The organism is Caballeronia sp. A2-2 (assembly GCF_057612605.2).
In genome coordinates, this window is record NZ_CM173618.1 from 599,450 (window position 1) to 617,614 (window position 18,165).

Consider the following 18,165-nt stretch of genomic DNA (forward strand, 5'->3'; position numbering starts at 1 on the left):
GTTCCTTCGGAAACCGAACCGTTTCTAGAATAGCGTTGTACCGCGGTTCAACTTACACGACCTGTCCATGCCCATCGACGCCTTACGCTTCATCGATGCACCCACCCTGCGCGCCTGGCTCAACGACGGCGGCGAGCTTGCCCTGCTCGACGTTCGCGAAGCCGGACAGTTCGGCGAAGGACATCCGTTCTTCGCGGTGCCGCTGCCGTTCAGCCGTCTCGAACTCGATGCGCCGCGCTTGTTGCCGGGCGCGGGCGTACGCATCGTCGTGTTCGATGATGGCGACGAACAGGTCGCCCGTCGTGCAGCCATTCGATTGCAAACACTCGGCTACCGCGACATCTCGACTCTCGACGGTGGCGTGAATGCGTGGACACGTGCGGGTTATACGCTGTTTCGCGGCGTCAACGTGCCGTCGAAGACGTTCGGCGAACTCGTCGAACACGAATACGGCACACCGCATGTGAGCGCTGCGCAATTACAGCGCTGGCGCACCGAACGTGGCGGCTGTCCGATCGCGTTGATCGATGGCCGCACGCGCGAGGAACATCGCAAAATGGCAATTCCCGGGGCGGTGTGCGTGCCTAACGGCGAACTCGCCGCGCACATCGATGCGTTCGCCGGATCGCCGGATACCACCATCGTGATTCATTGCGCGGGGCGCACGCGCAGTATCATCGGCGCGCAGACCCTGCGCAATCTCGGCATTCGGCGCGATGTATTCGCGCTGGAAAACGGTACACAAGGCTGGGCGCTCGCGGGGCTGGAACTGGAACATGGCAGCCGTCGAACTTATATGGATAACGAATCATTATCGCCGGACTCACGGAGTCGTGCGCAGGCGTTGGCGCGGCGCTTCGGCGTAATCACGCTCGACGAACGCACCGCACGCGCGTGGATCGACGATGCAAGCCGCACCACCTATCTGCTCGATGTGCGCCCGCCCGAGGAATACGAGCGTGATGGGCGGGCTTTCGCGCAGCATGCGCCCGGTGGTCAGCTCGTGCAGGCGACCGATCAGTACGTGGCGGTGCGCGGTGCGCGTTTGCTGCTGCTCGATCATGACGGCATACGCGCGCCGGTTGTCGCGCATTGGCTTGTGCAAATGGGTTATGAAGTCGCGACTGTGGATGCGACGCTTGCGTTGAAAGAGCGCTTGATCAAGCCTGAATTCGATGACGTCGATGGTACGCCCAAGCCCGATGCGCTCGTGCTGGATGTTCGGTCGAGTGCCGCGCATCAACGTGAACGTCCAGCGCATTCGTATTGGACCATTCGTCCGCGCGTGTTCGATACGTTGCTTCACGCCGATGCGGAAAAGTCGACGCCGTTGACGCTGTTCGCCGATTCCAAGGGACAAGCCAGTCTCATTGCTGCGGATCTGCGCGATGCGGGTTTTATCGATGTGACAGTGTTCGCTCAAGGGATGGATGCTTGGGAAAGTGCTGGTTTTGAAGTGGATCGCAGTGAGTTCCGGCTGGACCCCAAAGAGCGCATCGACTATCTGTTCTTCGTGCATGATCGCCATGACGGCAATCTCGATGCAGCTCGGCAATATCTCGCGTGGGAGACCGGTTTGATCGCGCAATGCGAACCGGATGAGTTGAGTGCTTTTCATGTGGGGGAGGCGGCGGTTATGGCCGCCTTGGAAGACGATTAGCTGTGGACAGCGGCACTCGTTTTGATATGTCTGCTGTCGTTGATGGGTTGGTTTTTTGCGTGCGAGGGGCCGCTGTTGTTTGTGTCTTTATTTCAGTAGCCGCCTCCCCGGCGGGGGGGTAACTTTCTTTGCTGCTGCAAAGAAAGTCACCAAAGAAAGCAGCTTTTTACCCCAGGCACGATGGCTGGAGAGTGTTGGTCTGGATTAACCGATACAGTGGCCGCAATAGGACTTGCCACGCATCACGAGCCACTTAGGCAACCTTGCGATTGCGTGCTCGAATCCTTCGTGTTAGTGGACCGCAATCATTCTTTCGGCCATGCGCTGCGCGCGCCGAGAGCTTTAGTACGGAATCCCGCAGCGTATCAGCGCCCAGCCACATCACACCTCGTCGTTATGTCGTTATTCGGCCCTACCTTGGTAAGCGCTTCTGGGCAAAGCGCACACAACAACGCAAGTCACCTTTTAGTCGGATCACTAACCAAGGTAGGGCCGAATAGCAATCTTGCGGGGAGGTGTGAGGTGACTGGGCGCTGATACGCTGCGGGATTCCGTTCTAAAGCTCTCGGCGCGCGAAGCGCATGGCCGAAAGAATGAATGCGGGCCACTAAAGTAAATGAATTCGAGCGCGAAATCGCCAGGTTGCCCACGCGCTTAATCAACCGAGGGACATCCTAACGCGGCCACTGCATCGTTAATTCAGGCCACACTTTCCCGCCATCGTGCATGGTGTAAAAAGCTGCTTTCTTTGGTGACTTTCTTTGCAGCAGCAAAGAAAGTTACCCCCCCGCCGGGGAGGCGGCTACTGCAATAAAAGCCCAGACAAGAGAAGCCCTTCCCACGAACAACGCAACACCTCACCCTCCCAACACCCTCTCCAGCACTTTCTCCTCAAGCTCCGCAAACCCCGGCGCCGTACGCATACGCGGCCTATCCAAAGCCACAGCAGCATCCAGCGTAATCTTCCCCGCCTCGATCAACACGATTCGATCGCCCAGCGACACCGCCTCCTGCACATCATGCGTCACCAGCAACGCAGTGAACTTATGCTCCCGCCACAAGCGTTCAATAAGCCCCTGCATCTCGATGCGCGTCAACGCATCGAGCGCGCCAAGCGGTTCATCGAGCAAAAGCAAATCAGGCCGATGCACCAGCGCCCGCGCCAGTGCCACACGCTGACGCTGACCGCCCGACAAGCGCGATGGCCAATCCTTCTCGCGCTCCGACAAGCCCACTTCCGCAAGCGTCGCGCGCGCTTCGTCACGCTTGCTGCGCGGCAAACCGATCATCACGTTGTCGAGCACGCTCTTCCACGGCAACAGCCGCGCGTCCTGAAACATGATGCGCACCTGCAACTCGTTCGCCGATGCAGCCGCATGGCGCTTCACGACACCGCTCGTCGCCTGATCGAGTCCTGCGATCAGGCGCAGCAAGGTGGACTTGCCGCATCCGCTGCGTCCGACGATGGAAACGAAGCTGCCGCGCTCGATCGAGAAATCGAGATCGTGCAACACGGCACGCTCGCCGAAGCGTTTCTCCACGCCTTTGAGACTGACCGCGGCATCTCGACCGGAAGAAGGCGCGCGTGCGACCGGCGCGCTGCGCGGCACCGGTTGAATGAACGCATCGGCTCTGCCGCCAAGTGTCGAATGAATCGTGCTCATGATTGCGCCTCGTTCTGATACGCCGGATGCCAGCGCAAGGTCACGCGTTCGATCGCGCGTGCGGCCATGTCGGCCAGCTTGCCGAGCAGCGCATAAAGCAGAATGCCGACGACGACTACATCCGTTTGCAGGAATTCGCGCGCGTTCATCGTCATATAGCCGATGCCCGCTTGCGCAGAGATGGTTTCGGCGACGATCAGCATCACCCACATCAGCCCGAACGCGAAACGCACGCCGACGAGGATCGACGGCAACGCGCCCGGCAAAATCACATGCCTGTAGAGCGCAAAGCCAGACAAGCCATAACTTCGCGCCATCTCCACCAGATCGCGATCCACCGAGCGAATACCGTGATACGTGTTCACGTAGACGGGAAAGAACACACCCAGCGCAACGAGCACGAGCTTCGCTTCCTCGCCGATGCCGAACCACAGAATCAGCAGCGGAATGAGCGCGAGGGCGGGAATATTGCGGATCATCTGCACAGTCGAATCAAGCGCGATTTCAGCGGGCTTGAACAGCCCCGTCGCCATGCCCAGCACGAAGCCGATGCCGCCGCCAATCGCAAAGCCCACCAGCGCACGCCATGCGCTGACCTTCACGTTGGCCCACATCTCACCGGACTGTATCAACGTCCAGGCAGCCTTAACGACGGCGAGCGGTTCGGGCAGCACGCGCACGGACAGACCGCCCGAACGCGCCGCGCCTTCCCACGCAATCAGGATCAGCACCGGCACGAGCCACGGAAGCGCACGCGCGGCCACGCGGCGCAGTTTCGGATTCACGTTCATGTCGATATTCAGCTTTGCGAAACTTTCGGCAATTCCGACGTGCCAATGACTTCCCCGAACGGCCCCGACAGCGGCCCGGTCACCTGTTCGCGCTGAGAACGCGGCAACAGCGGAAACACGAGTTCCGCGAATCGATACGATTCTTCCAGATGCGGATAGCCCGACAGAATGAACGTATCGATGCCGAGATCGGCGTATTGCTTCATCAGTCCTGCAACCTGCTTCGGATTGCCAACCAACGCCGTGCCCGCACCGCCACGCACGAGGCCCACGCCCGCCCACAGATGCGGATACACCTCCAGCTTGTCGCGATTGCCGCCATGCAGCGCGGCCATGCGGCGCTGGCCTTCCGAATCCATCTTCGCGAAAGAGGCCTGCGCGCGGCGGATGGTTTCATCGTCGAGCTTGCTGATGAGCTTGTCGGCATCGGCCCAAGCTTCTTCTTCGGTCTCGCGCACGATCACATGCAGACGAATGCCGAACTTCATCTCGCGCCCTTCGGCAGCCGCGCGACGGCGAATATCTGCGAGCTTCTTTTCCACTTCGGCGGGCGGCTCGCCCCACGTCAGATACGTGTCGATGTGCTTCGCCGCGATCTCGTGCGCCGCCGGTGAAGAACCACCGAACCACAGCGGCGGATGCGCCTTCTGCACAGGCGGATACAGCACCTTGCCGCCTTGCGTGCGCAGATGCTTGCCGTCGAAATCGAAGCCTGCGTTTTCATGCGACGTTTCCAGCATGCCGCGCCAGATGGTCAAAAATTCATCGGTGATTTCATAGCGTGTGTCGTGATCGTTGAACACGCCATCGCCTGCGAGTTCGTTCGGATCGCCGCCCGTCACCACGTTGATGAGCAAACGCCCGTTCGACAACCGGTCAAAGGTCGATGCCATGCGCGCCGACAATCCCGGCGAACTCAATCCCGGACGAATGGCGACCAGAAACTTGAGCCGCTTCGTGGCCGGAATCAGCGACGATGCGACCACCCATGCGTCTTCACAGGAACGGCCCGTGGGCAACAAAACGCCTTCATAGCCGAGCGTATCGGCCGCGACCGCGATCTGGCGAAAGTAGTCATAGTTGGCCGAGCGCGCGCCCTGCGATGTGCCGAGATAACGACTGTCGCCATGCGTGGGAATGAACCAGAAAACATTCATCGCGGAATCTGCCTTTCGAATTCGTCGTAACGTTGATGTAAAAAATCGCGGGCATGCGCCAGCGCTCCGACGAGTCTAACGACGCGTCGGCCACGGGCGAACCATTGAATCGCGCTAAGGATGTATGCGGATGTGATAAGGAACGCTTACGCTACGTTCCAGCGTGCTTCGGTCACATCCAGTTTCTTTGGAATGAGCTTGAGTTCCGTGAAGGCATCGGCGATCTTTTGCTGGTACGCAAGCGTGGCCGGTTCGATTTGCTGCACACCATAAGAAGTGCGTTTGAGCGCCGTTTCGAGCACGCCCGTATCGAGACCGACCAAAGGCGAAAGCTGCGCGGCCACGGCGGCGACGTTGTCACGCGCGTAGGCATCCACCTGATTGAGTTCTTCGAGCACCGCATGCACGAGTTGCGGCTGCGCGGCGGCGATCTTGCGCGTGGCAAGGTAATACTGCACGTTGCTGACTATGCCGTTCGCATCCGTCAACTGGCGCGCGTTCGCCTGCTTCTCGGCGGCGGCGAGATACGGGTCCCAGATGGCCCATGCATCCACACTGCCTTGCACGAACGCGGCGCGCGCATCGGCGGGTGCGAGATAGACGGGCTGAATGTCGGACCATTTCAAATTCGACTTCTTCAAAGCCTCGACCAGCAGGTAATGCACATTCGAGCCCTTGTTTAAAGCCACTTTCTTGCCGCGCAGTTCCGCCACGCTTTGAATCTTCGAATCCTTCGGCACGACGATCGCTTCCGCGTGCGGCGCGGGCGGTTCATGCGCGATGTACACAAAATCCACGCCCGCGGCCTGCGCGAAGATCGGCGGCGTTTCACCGACGGTGCCGATATCCACCGCGCCCGCGTTCAGCCCTTCGAGCAATTGCGGACCGGCGGGAAATTCGAGCCATTGCACGGTCACGCCTTGCGCCGCGAGCCGCTTGTCGAGCGTGCCGCGCGCCTTCAACACCACGAAATTGCCGTACTTCTGATAGCCGACGCGCAAGGTCTTGGGTGCATCGGCGGCGCGCGCGAATCCCGCCGATAAACCTGCGCCGAGCGCAGCGAGCGTGAAGATAGCGCGACGGCGCGCGGGGACAAACGGCGGAGTGTTGCGATCGGACATTGCGTGAGTTCCTCGATAAACGTCGATGCCTTACTCGGTCGATGTTAGCAACACGCAAGCAAGCCGCTAAACGAGGAATCGTGATAACGATATGGCTTCAGCGAGAATCGAAGAAACGGTTCGCGGGTCTTGTCAGACCGAGATGTTCGCGTAAAGTCGTGCCTTCATACGCGCGCCGGAAAATGCCGCGCCGTTGTAATTCCGGCACGACCTTGCCGACGAAATCGTCCAGCCCTTCCGGCAGGAACGGAAACATCACATTGAAGCCGTCGCTGCCTTCTTCGACGAGCCATTGCTCCATTTCATCGGCGATGTCGGATGCCGTACCTATCATCTGCAATCCCGAATAACCGCCGACGCGTTGCGCCAATTGCCGCACGGTCAGACCTTCGTTACGCGCCATCTCGATCACGCGTTCGCGCGCGCTCTTGCTGGCGTTCGTCTCGGGAATATCGGGCAACGGACCGTCTGGATCGAACGAGGAAACGTCATGCCCGAGCGCGATGGACAACGACGCGAAACCGCTTTCGTCGTGCACGAAGGTATCGAGCCGCGCGCGCTTTTCTTGCGCTTCGTCGCGCGATTCGCCGACCACGACGAACGCGCCCGGCAAGATCTTCAGATCGTCGCGCGCGCGGCCCGCGTGTTCCATGCGGCCTTTCACATCGGCATAAAAGCGCTTGCCCGCAGCGAGATTCGATTGCGCGGTGAAGACGGCATCCGCGGTTTCGGCTGCAAGCTGCTTGCCCGCTTCCGATGAACCCGCCTGCACCACGACCGGCCAGCCCTGCACGGGCCGCGCGATATTCAGCGGCCCGCGCACGGAAAGATATTCGCCCTTGTGGTCGAGCACATGGAGCTTCTCCGGGTCGAAGAACAGACCGCTTTCCGCATCGCGCACGAAGGCGTCATCGGCCCAACTGTCCCATAGGCCCGTCACGACGTCGTAGAACTCGCGCGCGCGGCGATAGCGCTCGTCGTGCTCCATGTGCTCCTCGCGTCCGAAATTGCGCGCAGCATCGGGATTGGACGTGGTGACGAGATTCCATCCCGCGCGGCCATCGCTCAGATGATCGAGCGAGGCAAAGCGCCGCGCGATGTGATACGGCTCGTCGAATGTGGTCGATGCAGTGGCGATCAACCCGATCCGCTCCGTGACCGATGCCAGCGCCGAAAGCAGCGTGAACGGTTCGAAGGAAGTCGCCGTGTGACTGCGCTTGAGCGCGTTCACGGGCATGTTGAGCACGGCGAGATGATCGGCCATGAAGAATGCATCGAAGCAGGCTCGTTCGAGCGTCTGCACAAAGTACTTCAGATGTTTGAAGTTGAAATTGGCGTCCGCATACGCACCGGGATAGCGCCATGCGCCGGTATGCAGGCTGACCGGGCGCATGAACGCGCCGAGATGAAGTTGTCGGGTTGAAGACATGAGATGTCGCTTGAGAAAGGAATCTCGCGCCAAGTTACTCCAACTCATGAAAGAGCGCTTGAATGGCTTCCGTGCATATCGATAGCGTTCGAAGTTATTTGCCGTGCATGCGCCGCGCCTCTAGCATCACGTCTCTTTCAACCCGTATGCGTGGCCATTCATGAAGATCAAGCGACCCTTTCAAACCGTGCTGTTTTCCGTTCTGATCGCGTGCGCCGTGATGAGCGCGGAGCCGTCGTTCGCGGCGAATCAAACGGTGCGCGTCGGCATCATGTCCGGTGAAGACGAAGACGTGTGGCGCGCGGTCGCGGCGAATGCGGCGAAACACGGCCTGACCGTCAAGGTCACGACCTTCTCCGACTACACGCAGCCGAACGAGGCCTTGTCCCAACATGACCTCGATGCCAACTCTTTCCAGCACAAGCCTTATCTCGACGCACAGATTCAGGCGCGTCATTACGCTATCGTGCCGGTTGGATTCACGTATGTGCAGCCCATCGGTCTGTATTCGCGCAAGGTGAAGTCCGTCGATGAGTTGTCGCAGAACGCGGCCATCGGCGTGCCGAACGATCCGAGCAACGAAGGACGGGCGCTTTTGCTGTTGCAGGCCAATGGTGTCATCAAGCTGCGTGACAATGTGGGGCTTCTGCCTACCGCGCGCGATATTGCAAGCAATCCGAAGCATGTGCAGATCAAGGAACTGGATGCGGGGATTGTGGGCCGCGCCATCGGCGATCTGGATGCTGCTGTCGTCAATACCGACTGGGCGATCAAGGCTGGAATCAAGATTCCGCAGGAACGGATTGCGCAGGAGAAGGTGACGGGGAATCCGTATCGCAACTTCATCGCGGTGAATCAAAAGGATGCGCAGGCGCCGTGGGTGAAAGCGCTTGTCGAGAGTTATCAGCAGGCGAATGTGGCTTCTTCGATCCTTGCGGTTTATCACGGGGCGACTTTGCCTGCGTGGGAGGGGGCGCCGCAGAGGTGAAAATTTGCCAGCGGCGCTTGGGCTGATGGACGGTGGTTGGTTTTTTCTGTCGTTGCCGGGGTGATGTTGTTGTTCTGTTGTGCAAGGGGCTTCTCTTGTCTGGGCTTTTATTGCAGTAGCCGCCTCCCCGGCGGGGGGGTAACTTTCTTTGCTGCTGCAAAGAAAGTCACCAAAGAAAGCAGCTTTTTACCCCATGCACGATGGCTGGAGAGGGTGGTCTGGATTAACCGATGCAGTGGCCGCAATAGGACTGTCCACGCATGACGAGCCGCTTAGGCAACCTAGCGATCACGCGCTCGATTTCTATTGGCCTAGTGGACCGCAATCATTCTTTCGGCCATGCGCTGCGCGCGCCGAGAACGTAAGAACGGAATCCCGCAACGTATGAGCGCCCAGCCATCTCACACCTCACCGTTATGTCGTCATTCGGCCCTACCTTGGTAAGCGCTTCTGGGCAAAGCGTGCATACCAACGCAAGTCACCTTTTAATCGGAGCACTAACCAAGGTAGGACCGAATAGCAATCTTGCGGGTAAGTGTGATGTGGCTGGGCGCTTATAGACTGCGGGATTCCGTTCTAAAGTTCTCGGCGCGCGCAGCGCATGGCCGAATGAATGAGCGCGGTCCACTGGCGGTTGTTTTTTGAACGCGTGATCGCGAGGTTGCCTAAGCGGCTGGTTATGCGAGGGAAGTCCTATTGCGGCCACTGCATCCGTTAATCCAGACCAACCCTCTCCAGCCATCGTGCATGGGGTAAAAAGCTGCTTTCTTTGGTGACTTTCTTTGCAGCAGCAAAGAAAGTTACCCCCCCGCCGGGGAGGCGGCTACTGCAATAAAAGCACATACAAGAGAAGCCCATTGCACGAACAACGCCACACCTCACCCACCGCTATCCGATACCCCGAGCCTCGCCAAATACCTAGCAACACCCCATAAAATACCGGGAATTTTTCACGCGAAAGGCATGTAATCAAGCGTAAGTCAGTGGCATAATCGGCACACTCCCATCTTCACAACGACTCTGCTTCACATGCGCCGCCGTCTCCATCAACGCACCGGTTTCATGCTTGCATTGCTCGCAATGCTGCTGATTACGTTCGCGCCGATGGTTTCGCAAGTGCTGGCAGCACAGCAGCACACCTTTGATCTGTCGACAGAGCTATGTTCGGCACATGCAAAGGTCGCCGATCATTCCGGCAGTAGCAATCACGAGTCGGATTCCCTCGCGCATCTCGATGGTCAGGCCTGCGCGTACTGTCATTTCTTCGCGCACGCGCCCGCACTGCCCACGCTGCGCGGGCTTTTCGTGCTGGACGTCCACGCAACGCAAACGCCCGTCATCGCGTTCGTGCAAGGCGAACGCCGCGTTACGCCACTCACCCTCGCGCAGCCTCGCGCACCTCCGGTTCTGATCTGATCGTTGCTTCCTTTTAGAGCGGTGCCTGTGTGCGTTTCATGTCGACCATGAAACGTGCGGCCCACGTTCGACCATAACAATCAGAGAAAACCCATGCCCGTTCAATTCACGCGCGGCGGCTTTGTGCCGTCCATGCCCGCGCTCGCTTTAGCGTTACTTGCCACGCGAGCGTTTGCGCAAGACGCGCCGGCCACGTTGCCCGCCGTCGTCGTCGAAGGCCAAGCCGAGCGCGCCCTGACCTCGCCCACCGTCGTCGAACAAAAGCGCGCGATCGATCAGACCGTGGGTTCGGTAGGCTTCGTCGATAGCAAGGATTATCAGAACACCTATGCTTTCACCTTGCGCGACGTGCTCAAGAACGTGCCGGGCGTGTTCGTCCAGAATCGCTATGGACAAGAGTTGCGGCTGTCCATTCGCGGCTCGGGCATCGCGCGCGGCTATCACACGCGCGGGCTCGAAATCCTGCAGGACGGCATTCCAACCAATCTCGCGGATGGCAGCGGCGATTACTATCAGATCGATCCACTCGCCTTGCAGTCCGTCGATGTGTACAAAGGCGGCAACGGTCTCGCGTATGGATCATCGATGCTGGGCGGTGCCATCGACTTTCTCACGCCAAGCGCCTACACGGCGGAAGCGCCCAACATCGTGCGCCTCGAAGGTGGCAGTTACGGCACCGTGCGCGCCAGTGCGCAGTTCTCGCGCGTGGCCGGGCCGCTCGATTTCATCGGCACGTTTTCGGTGAATCATTCGGACGGGTATCGCGATCACGATCGCGGCCAGTATGAGCAATTCAATGCGAACATCGGCTATCGATTCTCACCGAACGTGGAGACGCGCTTTTATCTCGGCGCATATGTCATCGATCAACAACTGCCCGGCACGCTTTCCTTGAGCGATGCGCTGAACAATCCCACAAAGGCAGCAGCAAGCGCCCTGTCCGGCGATCAGGCGCGCGATACGCGCACCGAGCGCATCGCCAATCGAACCACCATCAAGCTCGATGTGGGACAACTCGACGTCGTGACCTGGGGCATCCACAAGAGCCTGTATCACCCGATCTTCCAGGTGATCGATCAGGACGGCTGGACGTACGGCATTGCGCCGCGCTATACGGCGACGCTCGATCTCGGCGGCATGCGCAATGACGTGATCGCGGGCGCGCGTTTTTTCGGCGGCAACACGCAGGCGCGGCAATATGTGAACGTGTCGGGCAATGAAGGCACGCAGACGCTCAACTCGACGCAGAGCGCCTATAACTACGAAGCGTATGTCGAGGACCGTTTGTTCGTTCTGCCGACCGTGGCGCTGATGGCAGGCTTCAAGGCGCTGCGCGATGTGCGCCAGTATGTCGATCATGGCGGTCTCGCGGCCGATCCCAACTATAGATCGACGAGCCAAGCCTTTAGCGGCGTAAATCCGAAGCTTGGCCTCATGTGGCAGCCGAACCGCGATATTCAGGCTTATATCGACATCACGCGCAGTCAGGACACGCCCGACTTCGGCGATCTCACGCAGACGTTTTCGAACACCACGCGCTTCACGCCGCTTGCGTCGCAACATGCGTGGACGCTCGAACTCGGCACGCGCGGCACGCGGGACCGCGTGAGCTGGGATCTGACCGCGTATCGCTCGCTGGTGCGCGATCAACTGCTTCAATACACGACCGATCCCGATATTCCCGCCGCCACGTTCAACGCGAACAAGACCGTGTTGCAGGGCATCGAGGCAGGCGTGTCCGTCGATGTCATGCGCGATCTCGCGCAGGCGGGCGCGGGCGACAAACTCACCTTGTCGGGCGTGTGGAACCTCAGCGACTTTCGCTTCAAGGACGATCCGCAATACGGCTCGAACCGCATTGCCGGCGTGCCGGTGAATGTAATCCGCGCGATGCTCGGCTATTCGCGGCCCAACGGCTTTCACGTTTCCGCGTCCGTGGATTGGGTGCCCGCAGGCGCGTGGGCCGACGATGCCAACACCTTGCGCGTGCCCGGCTACACGCTCCTTGGCGTGCAGGCGGGCATGGATTTCCGCACCGGCCTTTCAGTCTTCGTCGATGCGCGGAACCTCACCAATAAGCGTTACGTAAGCGATATCAGCACGGTGGCCGATGCGCGCACCGCATCGAACGCGATCTTTTATCCGGGCGAAGGGCGCAGCATTTTCGCGGGTATGCGCTACGCGTTTTGATGCAACGGACACCGAATCAAAAGGAACATGACATGAACGCATACCGCACGCTTTGGCGCTGGCATTTTTACGCGGGGCTTTTCGTGATGCCCTTTATCATTGTGCTGGCGATAACGGGAACGTTGTATTGTTTTCAGCCGCAGATCGAATCTTTGCTGTATCACGATCGGCTGATCGTGACGCCGCACGCGACGCCTGCGCTGAGTGCAGATGCCTTGCTTGAACACGCGCGCGCCGCTATGCCAGCGAATGCGGTTGCATCGACCCTACACGTATCCGACGATCCATCGCGCAGCGCAGAGTTCGTATTCAAGCTCCAGGACGGCGCAAAGCAAAGCGTCTATGTCAATCCGTACACGGGCGCGGTGCTCGGAACGCTTAGTTTAGAAGATCGCTTCATGCAGGTGGACCGCATGATTCATCGCAAACTCTTGCTCGGCAAGACCGGCGAATTGCTGATGGAGCTTGCCGCATGCTGGACGCTCGTGATGATCGGCACAGGCGTGGCGTTATGGTGGCCGCGCGAGAAAACCACTGCACGTCATGCGTTTTTGCCGCGTCTGTCACTCAAGGGCCGACCGCTATGGAAGAACCTGCATGCGGTAATGGGCATCTGGCTCGCGCTCGGTGCGTTGTTCTTCGTGTTGAGCGGGTTGCCGTGGTCGGGATCGTGGGGCAAGCAATTCAATGCATTGGCGACGCGTGCGAACATGGGCACGCCAGCGGGTGCGTGGGGCGGGTTGGCGTTGCAATCAGGGACAACCGCTCACCACGCCGATGCATCCATGCCCGGAATGGTGATGGACGACTTACCGTTGACGCAAACGCCCTGGGCGGTAAGCCATGCGACGGTGCCTGATTCGCAAACTCCTGCGGGCACGCGGCTTTCTTTGCAGCGTGTGAAGGACATTCTTGCTTCAGTGGGCGTGAGCGGCGGCGGCGGTGGATACGATCTCGTGTTGCCTGCTTCGGCGAGTGGCGTGTTCACGGCTTCGTGGTTTCCCGCCGATCCTAAACTAGAGCGCACGGTTTATATCGATCAGTACAGCGGACAAGTGCTCAAGGATATTCGCTATCAGGACTATGGAGGCGTGGCGCAGGCGGTGTCGTATGGAACGTCGCTGCACATGGGACGGTACTTCGGGTTGGCGAATCAGATCGTTTGCGCGGGGATTTCATTGGGTCTTGCGATGATGGCGATCACCGGTTTCGTCATGTGGTGGAAGCGAAGGCCGAAAGGCGCGATTGGAGCGCCGTCGCGTGATCGGTCGTCGCCGCCGATGCGGGGGTGGAAGGTTGGGATGGTTGTGCTCGGCGTGGTGTTTCCGTTGATGGGAGGGACGATGATTTTGGTTTGGGTCTTGGATCGCGTGTTATTTGAGCGTAAGGCAGGCGCGGTGGTTTCCTAGCGAACGCCTTTCAACCTCCTTGTCAACTCACTAAGTAAGCGCGCGTAATCAACGCAAAGCCCCCAGGCACACCCCTTGCCAAAGAACATACGATTGACCGATTCCCGGGAACCGTGCGTTCCCCTTCCTGTCGGACCGATTTTCGATCAACGCGCACGCACCACCCGCATTCCAACGCGCCCTACGACCCAAGGAGTTTCCATGCCTCGTTCGACGCTAGCCGTCTCGCTAGTTGTTTCGCTGCTCGCAGGTTGCAGCGCCTACCGTACTCACGAAGCACGCGATCCACAGGGCCAGTTGATCGGCTCGAATGTGCTCGATCTGGTGCAGTCCGTCGGTATCCCTGACAAGACGATGAAACTCGTCAGCAACGGCGGTCCCGATGACCGCATGGAAGTGCAGTGGAATTTTTCCAATTCCGATGCCGCGCTCGACCTGAACGCGCTCGTTCTCGATCTCAAGGTCGGCGGCGCAGGCAAATGCAGCATGACGGCGACGGTGGATCGCTGGGGCGGACGCGTCACGCAACTGAACTTCCCGCAGGCCCATAGCGACAGCGTCGGGTCCGATTATGGTGCATGCGAGCCGCTCGTCGCGGAAGCGCTCGCCCACAATCCACACACGCCCATCGATCCGAAGTGGGATGCCTTCTCGCTGGCTGGCGCGAAATAACTCAGTGGCCGATCTTTCACGGACGCCCGTGGGCGTAGCGCTTGTGCCTGAAGGTTTCGCACCGCATCCGCAGCCCGGTCCATGCCGGTGCGGTGCGTGCGCCGCGCCCACGCCGCCTTGATGTGGGGCGGTGATCCCCTACGCTTCTTCAATCTCGGAGAAGTACTTCTCTACAATCCCATCCCTCAACCGCGCAACCTCTGCATGGCTCCGCTCGCGTGGCCTCGGCAGCTTCACATCGATCACTTCCCCGATACGCCCCGGCCGCGCCTGCATCACCACGACACGATCGGCCAGCAGCACCGCCTCTTCCACATCATGCGTGACGAGCACCATCGTGATTCGCTCATGCGCCCAGATACGCTGCAACTCGTGTTGCAGACGGCTGCGCGTGAGGGCATCGAGTGCGCCGAACGGTTCATCGAGCAACAGCAAACGTGGACGATTCACCAGCCCGCGCGCAATCGCCACCCGCTGCGCCATGCCGCCGGAAAGCTGATGCGGAAAGAGCGCCTCGTAACCGTTCAGCCCAACGAGCGCCACATGCTCCTGCACCGCGCGCGCCTTATCGTGCTTATTAAGCGGCGCATTGCGCAGCGCCACCGCGATGTTCTGCTCCACGTTCAACCACGGAAACAGCCGATGATCCTGAAACACGATGCCGCGTGAAAGATCCGTCGATACCACGCGTTCGCCTTCGAAGTCGATCTCGCCTTCGAACTGCGCATCCAGTCCCGCGATCAGCCGAAGCAAGGTCGATTTACCGCATCCGCTCGCGCCTACGATGCTGACAAATTCGCCTCGCCGAATATCGAGGTCGATGCGTTCGAGCACCGGCGCGGCGGCATCGCCTTCATAGCGCTTGCTGACGTGATGCAACGCGAGTCCATCATCCTTAGCCATCCTTTATATCCCCCTGGAAAACCAGCGCCGCTGCACCGCACGCGCGATCGAATTCAACGCCCAGCCCGTCAAGCCCACCACGATCACGCCGAATAAAACGAGGTCCATCCGAAACTGCTCGCTGCCATCCACAAGCGTATTGCCGATACCGCTTCCCGCTACCAACAGATATTCCGCGCCGAGCGTTGCGAGCCACGAATAAATCAGCGCGAGATAAACGCCCGTGAAAATGGACGGCAACGACGCCGGCAGCACGACATACGCAAGCATCTGCACGCGGTTATATCGGAACGCCCGCGCCACTTCGAGCAAACGCGGCGGCACCGCGCGAATGCCATCGCTCGTATGCACGACGACGGGCACCAATGCGGCGAGCGAAAGAAACACGACCTTCGCGACATCGCCGAGACCGAACCACACGCTGATGAGCGGAATCCACGCGAACAGCGACACTTGCTTGAACGTGTTGAAGCTTGGCGCAATGGCGCGGTTCGCGAGCTTCGAGACGCCGAGCAGCGCGCCCAGCGCAAGCCCGAGACTCGTGCCGATGACAAACCCCGTCAACTCCCGCGCAAGAGAGGCCGACAACGCACGCACCAACGCCCCGCTCTTCGCCTGTTCGATCGCCGTATGCAGCACTTGCCCCGGCGACACAAAAATGCCATGCCCGCCCTTCACGTCGCGCGCGACGAGCCACCATATCGCGAGCGCCACGAGCGGCAGCACGAAGCCGCGCCAACGTTGGCCGTCACTTTTAGCAGGAGCCGCCTGAAGTTCGATAGATACATCGGACATCTTAGTTTCCTTTCAATTCACCGCGCCGCAACCTGCTTTCGAGCAGACTGAGCAAACGATCCGCGACATACCCGACCGCGCCCACGATCAGCACCGACGCCAGTACGAGATCGAGTTGAAAAAGCTGCCGTCCATACACGATCAGATAGCCCAGCCCTTCCGACGACGCCACCAGTTCCACCACGACCAACGTGAGCCAAGCCTTGGTGAACGCGAGCCGGATGCCTGTGCCGATCACCGGTATCGCCGATGGCAAAGTCACGCGCGTGACCGTCTGCCAGCGCGAATAGCGGTACACGGCGGCCACTTCGCGTAGCGCGGGCGGCGTCTCGCGAAAGCCTTGCATCGTGGAAAGCGTGACGGGCACGAGCGCCGCGTGGCCGATCAGCAAGAACTTGAGCGGCTCGCCAATGCCCACGACGATCATCAGAAACGGCAGCCAGCCGAGCACGGGCACTTGCACGATGGCGTTAAACGTCGGCAGCACGTACGCTTCGAGCGTGCGCGACAAGCCGAGCGCTCCGCCCAGCAGCACGCCGAGCACCACGCCGCCGCCGAAGCCCACTGCGACGCGCGTCATGCTGGCGGAGAAGTGCATCCACAAGTCGCCGCTCGATGCCAGCGCGCCGAGCGTGCTGAACACGAGCGAAGGCGGCGGCAACACTTGCGCTGAAATCCAGCCATAGCGCGAGCCGAGCACCCATAGCAATGCAAGCACGATTGGCAGCAACCACGGCAGCGCAGACCAACCAAGCGCGCGCAAGGTGTCGCCGGAGAAGGTATGTCCAGCGCGTTCCGCAGGCAGAAAAACACGGGTAAGCGCGTTCGCCATGAGTCGGTTCTCCGTTAAATCAGGACGTAAGCGGCTTGCCCGACGCATCGAAACGCGGCCAATAGCTCTGGAGCTTGAGCGTCTTCAACGCTTGGTCGAGATACTTCGGCTCGAACCATCCGTTCACGCTCACGGGCTGACGAATCAGGTTCAAGCGCAAGGCGTCATCGGCAACAGCTTGATAACGCGCGACGAGAAACGGGTCGATCAGCGGCGAGCCACGATCCTTCAATTGCTGCTTCGCGTACTCGTCCTGCCACGATTCCACCGGCACGCCGCTTTTCGCCCACAGCGCAAACAGCGCGTTGCGGTTCGCTTCGTCGGATTGCCATTGCGCGGCTTGCACGACGGCGGTCACGACCGTCTGCACCGTATCGGGATGCGCCTGTTCGAAGTCATCGAGCACGAGCAAATGTGCCTGACGCGTGAGTTGCATGCCGCCATCGCGCGATGCATAGATCACCATCGCAAGCCCCTGACGTTGCAGCTTGAACAGCGTGTAATCGGAGAACACTGCATCCACGCCCTTCGATGCCAACGCCGCGAGCGACGCTGCCGTATCGAGATTGATGACGTGAAGATCGCGCTCGGTGAGGCCGTTTTCCTTCAGCACGTTATCTGCGACAAGCTGAAGATTCGTTCCCCGAAAGATACCGACACGCTTGCCCTTCAGATCCTTCACGCTCTTGATGTCGGACCCTTCAGGCACCGCGAGATAAACGCCCGCACGCACGTTCGACGCGAGCAGCAAATGCGTCTTCAACCCATTCGCTCGACCCAGCACCGAAGGCAGATCGCCCTGATACGCGAAGTCGATTTGCTTGTTCGCGAGCGCCTCGTTCACCGCCGGTCCCGCGCCCTTGAAGAAGACCCATTCGACCTTGACGTGCTGCGGTTGCAACGCATCCTCGACGCGATGCTGCAATTGTGCGGTCGCGGCAGGCGAGCCGCCGAACGTAGGCGGATCGCCCATGCCTTGCTGCGCCACGCCGATACGCACGGTTTCAGGTTCAGCCGCCTGCGCATGCATGATGAACAATGAAAGAAATGCCGCGCCCAGCGCGCGTTTGAACAGGCCCAATGTCATCGTCGATAGAAAGTATGTTTTGAAAGCGGCGATGACGCATGCCATCGCCGA

General features: G+C 59.9%; 15 protein-coding genes. 6 read left to right on the forward strand and 9 right to left on the reverse strand.

The annotated features are described in order from the left end of the window. Nucleotides 1-67 precede the first annotated feature (67 nt). Nucleotides 68-1,660 (forward strand): rhodanese-like domain-containing protein, encoded by a 1,593-nt coding sequence (locus ACZCWR_RS26290; RefSeq protein ID WP_487305949.1) that lies wholly within the window; start codon nucleotides 68-70, stop codon nucleotides 1,658-1,660. Nucleotides 1,661-2,517: 857 nt separating this feature from the next. Here ACZCWR_RS26290 and ACZCWR_RS26295 read toward each other — a convergent pair. From ACZCWR_RS26295 to ACZCWR_RS26315, 5 genes are all read right to left on the reverse strand, one after another. Next, complete coding sequence (locus ACZCWR_RS26295; RefSeq protein WP_487305950.1) at nucleotides 2,518-3,324, reverse strand: ATP-binding cassette domain-containing protein; 807 nt, start codon at nucleotides 3,322-3,324, stop codon at nucleotides 2,518-2,520. Further along, nucleotides 3,321-4,115: an aliphatic sulfonate ABC transporter permease SsuC gene (ssuC, locus tag ACZCWR_RS26300; RefSeq protein WP_487305951.1), complete on the reverse strand. Its 795-nt coding sequence runs from the start codon at nucleotides 4,113-4,115 to the stop codon at nucleotides 3,321-3,323. The genes ACZCWR_RS26295 and ssuC overlap by 4 nt, the downstream gene beginning before the upstream one ends. A gap of 8 nt (nucleotides 4,116-4,123) precedes the next feature. Beyond that, nucleotides 4,124-5,272 carry an FMNH2-dependent alkanesulfonate monooxygenase gene (ssuD, locus tag ACZCWR_RS26305; protein WP_487305952.1) on the reverse strand — a complete coding sequence of 383 codons (1,149 nt, stop codon included), beginning with the start codon at nucleotides 5,270-5,272 and terminating at the stop codon, nucleotides 4,124-4,126. Between the two features lie 146 nt (nucleotides 5,273-5,418). After that, nucleotides 5,419-6,393 carry a sulfonate ABC transporter substrate-binding protein gene (locus ACZCWR_RS26310; protein WP_487305953.1) on the reverse strand — a complete coding sequence of 325 codons (975 nt, stop codon included), beginning with the start codon at nucleotides 6,391-6,393 and terminating at the stop codon, nucleotides 5,419-5,421. A gap of 97 nt (nucleotides 6,394-6,490) precedes the next feature. Then, the gene (locus tag ACZCWR_RS26315; RefSeq protein WP_487305954.1) at nucleotides 6,491-7,822 is read right to left on the reverse strand and encodes an LLM class flavin-dependent oxidoreductase; all 1,332 of its coding nucleotides are present in this window, start codon (nucleotides 7,820-7,822) and stop codon (nucleotides 6,491-6,493) included. A gap of 160 nt (nucleotides 7,823-7,982) precedes the next feature. On the opposite strand from ACZCWR_RS26315, the gene ACZCWR_RS26320 reads away from it, so the two are divergent. From ACZCWR_RS26320 to ACZCWR_RS26340, 5 genes are all read left to right on the forward strand, one after another. Further along, nucleotides 7,983-8,810 (forward strand): MetQ/NlpA family lipoprotein, encoded by an 828-nt coding sequence (locus ACZCWR_RS26320; RefSeq protein WP_487305955.1) that lies wholly within the window; start codon nucleotides 7,983-7,985, stop codon nucleotides 8,808-8,810. A 1,029-nt stretch (nucleotides 8,811-9,839) separates the two neighbouring features. Then, nucleotides 9,840-10,226, forward strand: coding sequence for a DUF2946 domain-containing protein (locus ACZCWR_RS26325; protein ID WP_487305956.1), 387 nt, complete (start codon nucleotides 9,840-9,842; stop codon nucleotides 10,224-10,226). Nucleotides 10,227-10,358: 132 nt separating this feature from the next. Then, entirely contained in the window at nucleotides 10,359-12,416 is a 2,058-nt protein-coding gene (locus tag ACZCWR_RS26330; RefSeq protein WP_487306153.1) for a TonB-dependent receptor family protein, read from the forward strand. 32 nt (nucleotides 12,417-12,448) lie between these two features. Further along, nucleotides 12,449-13,825, forward strand: a complete 1,377-nt coding sequence (locus ACZCWR_RS26335) for a PepSY-associated TM helix domain-containing protein (protein WP_487305957.1) — start codon at nucleotides 12,449-12,451, stop codon at nucleotides 13,823-13,825. A gap of 201 nt (nucleotides 13,826-14,026) precedes the next feature. Next, nucleotides 14,027-14,497 carry a hypothetical protein gene (locus tag ACZCWR_RS26340; RefSeq protein ID WP_487305958.1) on the forward strand — a complete coding sequence of 157 codons (471 nt, stop codon included), beginning with the start codon at nucleotides 14,027-14,029 and terminating at the stop codon, nucleotides 14,495-14,497. Between the two features lie 138 nt (nucleotides 14,498-14,635). On the opposite strand, the gene ACZCWR_RS26345 is transcribed toward ACZCWR_RS26340, so the two are convergent. Genes ACZCWR_RS26345 through ACZCWR_RS26360 form a run of 4 tightly spaced genes read right to left on the reverse strand, consistent with a single transcriptional unit; the run spans nucleotide 14,636 to nucleotide 18,057 of the window. After that, nucleotides 14,636-15,400: an ABC transporter ATP-binding protein gene (locus ACZCWR_RS26345; protein WP_487305959.1), complete on the reverse strand. Its 765-nt coding sequence runs from the start codon at nucleotides 15,398-15,400 to the stop codon at nucleotides 14,636-14,638. Between the two features lie 3 nt (nucleotides 15,401-15,403). Beyond that, nucleotides 15,404-16,195, reverse strand: coding sequence for an ABC transporter permease (locus tag ACZCWR_RS26350; RefSeq protein WP_487305960.1), 792 nt, complete (start codon nucleotides 16,193-16,195; stop codon nucleotides 15,404-15,406). Nucleotide 16,196: 1 nt separating this feature from the next. Further along, nucleotides 16,197-17,027 carry an ABC transporter permease gene (locus ACZCWR_RS26355; RefSeq protein WP_487305961.1) on the reverse strand — a complete coding sequence of 277 codons (831 nt, stop codon included), beginning with the start codon at nucleotides 17,025-17,027 and terminating at the stop codon, nucleotides 16,197-16,199. A 19-nt stretch (nucleotides 17,028-17,046) separates the two neighbouring features. Then, nucleotides 17,047-18,057, reverse strand: a complete 1,011-nt coding sequence (locus tag ACZCWR_RS26360; protein WP_487306154.1) for an ABC transporter substrate-binding protein — start codon at nucleotides 18,055-18,057, stop codon at nucleotides 17,047-17,049. Nucleotides 18,058-18,165: the final 108 nt, after the last annotated feature.